This is a genomic window from Mycobacterium sp. (assembly GCF_052143115.1).
Taxonomy (GTDB): Bacteria; Actinomycetota; Actinomycetes; order Mycobacteriales; family Mycobacteriaceae; genus Mycobacterium.
Genome location: NZ_JBKQTQ010000134.1, coordinates 1 through 2,992 on the forward strand (window position 1 = coordinate 1; position 2,992 = coordinate 2,992).

Sequence of the window (2,992 nt, forward strand, 5' to 3'; positions counted from 1 at the left end):
GCAGCCCATGCCGATGCCGCCATAGATGTGGCCTCGCGTTCGATCAGCCAAGCGATCGAGGGTTTCGATAAGGCCCGCGTCGGCAGCTTCGTGATGGCCTGCTCGACCGGTTACATCAATCCCGGCCATTGGGTGGGCGTTTGAAAACGACCGGATCCCGCTGGGCAGGTCCGTGCTGCGGCTTCCACGAGCATCCTGCCGTCGACATCGAATAACGCCGCGGCGTGTAGTCCCCGGGTGGGAGCGAAATCCTTTTGCACTGTTCGCAGTTGCCCCGGCATTGCGGCCAGTGTTTGCGTAGTGGTACTTCCGGGCCGGCGGTAGAGCAGTAGCGACTGGTCAAGCGCCACCCCGCATCGCTGTATACCTTTACGCACGATGACGTCGTGGAGAAGTTGCGCCTCACTTCGACGCCGTAGTCCGGCAAGCAGCCACCGATGTCACGTCGAGCACGTTGTCCGTGGCCATGAAAAAGTCCCCACTGGTGGCCAAGTGGAGGTCCCCACTGGTGGCCAGATAAAAGTCCCCACCCCGTGTTCGTCGTGTCGATCAGGAACTGCGGGCCCCGGTGGTGACGGTGAAGGTGCCAACCACTCATCGCCACCACCGGGGAGTTCCATTGAAGTCTGCGAGGGACCGCATGGACATCATTTCTGCCTATCAACAACTCGGGTCATTCCGAGGCGCCGCCGAGCTGTGCGGCACCACCCACAAGACCGTCAAACGGGTCGTGGAGAAGTTCGAAGCCGGCGAGACCGCACCACCGCGGGCTGAGCGGGCCCGTAACTACGATGCGGTGGCCGAGCTGGTCGCCGAACGCGTCGCGAAGTCGGCGGGCCGGATGTCGGCGAAGCGGATGTTGCCGATCGCTCGCGCTGCTGGCTATGAGGGTTCGGAGCGTAACTTCCGCCGGTTGGTTGCGGTGTCGAAGACATTGTGGCGCAGCGAGAATCACCGGGGCCGCCGCCCGGCGGTGTGGTCGCCGGGTGAGTATCTGGTGATCGACTGGGCCGAAGCCGCGCCCGGGCTGTTCTTATTCTGCGCGGTGCTGGCGTTCTCCCGGTGGCGGTTCGTGGCGTTCGCCACCGATCAACGGGCGTCGACGACACTGGCGCTGATCGCCGAAGCATTGGCTGCGATCGGCGGTGTCCCGGCCCGGGTGCTGGCCGACCGGATGGCGTGTTTGAAGGGCGGCGTAGTGGCGAATGTGGTGATTCCTACGGCCGAATATGTCCGGTTGGCGAGCCATTACGGGTTCGCACCGGATTTCTGCCATGCATCCGATCCCGAATCGAAGGGCATCGTGGAGAACTTGTGCGGCTACGCTCAACGCGATCTGGCGGTGCCACTGCTCACCGACGCTGCCATCACCGGGACACCGGTTGACGTGCGGGCCGCCAACGCCGCGGCCAGGGCGTGGTGCGTCGAGGTCAATGCCGCGGTCCATTCGGAGATCATGGCGGTGCCCGACGAGCGGCTGCTCATCGAACGTGAACTCCTGCAACCATTGCCGTCGCTGCGTCTGCAGATCGGGGCGCCCTCGGTGCTGCGTAAGGTCGACCGGCTGTCCTGCATCCGGTATGCCTCGGCCCGCTACTCGGTGCCCACCCGGCTGATCGGAGCCAGGGTGGCCGTGGTGGTCGATCACGGGGCGGTCTGCCTCGTCGAGCCCACGACCGGGATGATCGTGGCTGAGCACGAACTGGGTGCCCCGGGCACCGCGTCGATCAGCGATGCCCACTACGACGGGCCACGACCGGCGCCCAACCGCGGGCCACGCCCGAAAACGACCATCGAGAAGCAGTTCTGCGACCTCGGTGCCGACGCCCAAGCGTTCCTGGTCGGGGCCGCCGCGATCGGCAACACCCGCCTGGGTTCTGAGCTGGAGATCCTGCTGGCACTGGGCGCTGCCCATGGTGAACAGGCATTGGTGGCGGCGTTGCGCCGGGCGCTGGCGTTCCGGCGGTTCCGTGCGACCGATGTCCGCTCGATCCTGGCCGCCGGGGCGGGAACACCCCAGCCCCGCCCCGCTGGGGATGCGTTGATCCTCGACCTGCCGGTCGCCCCGACGCGTTCGTTGGATGCCTACAAGGTCACCCCGGCCGCCGATGGTGGTGTGAGTTCATGACAACCACATCGGCCAAGGCAACCAAACCCGTTGCACCGCTCTCTGTTCCAGAACTGGCTGCCGATCTCGACGCCGGGTTGCGTCGGCTCAAGCTCGCAGCGATCCGGCGCACCGCACCCGAGGTCCTGCAGACGGCCAAGACCCAACGCTGGACCCCCGAAGAGGTGCTGCGGACCCTGGTCGAAACCGAACTAGCCGCCCGCGATGCCTCCAACGTCGTCAACCGGCTCAAGACCGCCGGGTTCCCAGTCGCCAAAACGTTGGAGTCGTTCGACGTGGCCGCCTCCTCAATTCAGCCGAAGGTGTTCGCCTACCTGTCCAGCCTGGAATGGGTTCGCGCACAATCCAACCTGGCGATTATCGGACCGGCCGGGACCGGGAAATCCCACACCCTGATCGGTCTCGGGATCGCCGCCATCCACGCCGGGCACAAGGCCCGCTACTTCACCGCCGCCGACCTCGTCGAAACCCTCTACCGAGGCCTTGCCGACAACACCGTCGGCAAGATCATCGAATCCCTGCTGCGCGTCGACCTGATCATCCTCGACGAACTCGGCTTCGCCCCGCTCGACGACACCGCGACCCAACTGCTGTTCCGTCTCGTCGCCGGCGCCTACGAACGCCGCTCCCTGGCCATCGCCTCGCACTGGCCCTTCGAACAATGGGGCCGATTCCTGCCCGAACAGACCACCGCCGTCAGCATCCTGGACCGACTCCTGCACCACGCCACCGTCGTCATCACCAGCGGAACGCAAAGCTGCAATTGACGGTGGTGCTGGCTCCGCTGGAAGCGGTTCCGGAGCTGTATCTGCATCCTGAACACCGTCGGCGGCGCTGGCGCCCGGCCCTGCGGACTGAGTTCGA

General features: G+C 65.7%; 2 protein-coding genes. Both read left to right on the forward strand.

All coding sequences use genetic code 11. The features are described from left to right. Positions 1-619 precede the first annotated feature (619 nt). Positions 620-2,128, forward strand: a complete 1,509-nt coding sequence (istA, locus tag ACLQI9_RS14235) for an IS21 family transposase (RefSeq protein ID WP_442386641.1) — start codon at positions 620-622, stop codon at positions 2,126-2,128. Continuing rightward, complete coding sequence (gene istB / locus ACLQI9_RS14240; protein ID WP_442386643.1) at positions 2,125-2,895, forward strand: IS21-like element helper ATPase IstB; 771 nt, start codon at positions 2,125-2,127, stop codon at positions 2,893-2,895. Before istA ends, istB begins: the two co-directional genes overlap by 4 nt. The last annotated feature ends 97 nt before the right edge of the window (positions 2,896-2,992 follow it).

What these genes read in the sequence shown, in the direction of transcription:
- istB (WP_442386643.1), top strand. Translation starts at nt 2,125, where the DNA reads ATGACAACCACATCGGCCAAGGCAACCAAACCCGTTGCACCGCTCTCT.